Origin of the sequence: Escherichia sp. 93.1518 (genome assembly GCF_013368915.2) — a bacterium.
In the GTDB taxonomy this organism is placed as follows: Bacteria; Pseudomonadota; Gammaproteobacteria; order Enterobacterales; family Enterobacteriaceae; genus Escherichia; species Escherichia ruysiae.
On sequence record NZ_JABWMT020000093.1, the window covers coordinates 1 to 988 of the forward strand.

General features: G+C 54.9%; 1 protein-coding gene. It reads left to right on the forward strand.

Features of this window, described 5'->3' with window-relative positions; translation table 11 throughout:
• The coding region (locus HEN21_RS22515; protein WP_183082956.1) for a terminase gpA endonuclease subunit at positions 1-988 on the forward strand (988 nt) is incomplete at both ends.

Consider the following 988-nt stretch of genomic DNA (forward strand, 5'->3'; position numbering starts at 1 on the left):
CCAATGGTCGTGGCTTCTGGTGCCTGGGCGGTAAAGCGGCAAAAAACTACCGTGAAAAGTCAGTGGATGTGGCGGGTTATGATGAACTTGCTGCCTTTGATGAGGATATTGAACAGGAAGGCTCTCCGACGTTCCTGGGCGATAAGCGTATTGAAGGCTCGGTCTGGCCAAAGTCCATCCGTGGCTCCACGCCCAAAGTGAGAGGCACCTGCCAGATTGAGCGTGCAGCCAGTGAATCCCCGCATTTTATGCGTTTTCATGTTGCCTGCCCGCACTGCGGGGAGGAGCAGTACCTTAAATTTGGCGATAAAGAGACGCCGTTTGGCCTCAAATGGACGCCGGATGACCCCTCCAGCGTGTTTTATCTCTGCGAGCATAACGCCTGCGTCATCCGTCAGCAGGAGCTGGACTTCACTGATGCCCGTTATATCTGCGAAAAGACCGGGATCTGGACCCGTGATGGCATTCTCTGGTTTTCGTCATCCGGTGAAGAGATTGAACCGCCTGACAGTGTGACCTTTCACATCTGGACAGCGTACAGCCCGTTCACCACCTGGGTGCAGATTGTCAAAGACTGGATGAAGACGAAAGGGGATACGGGAAAACGTAAAACCTTCGTGAACACCACGCTCGGTGAGACGTGGGAGGCGAAAATCGGCGAACGTCCGGATGCTGAAGTGATGGCAGAGCGGAAAGAGCATTATTCAGCGCCCGTTCCTGACCGTGTGGCTTACCTGACCGCCGGTATCGACTCCCAGCTGGACCGCTACGAAATGCGCGTATGGGGATGGGGGCCGGGTGAGGAAAGCTGGCTGATTGACCGGCAGATTATTATGGGCCGCCACGACGATGAACAGACGCTGCTGCGTGTGGATGAGGCCATCAATAAAACCTATACCCGCCGGAATGGTGCAGAAATGTCGGTATCCCGTATCTGCTGGGATACTGGCGGGATTGACCCGACCATTGTGTATGAACGCTCGAAAAA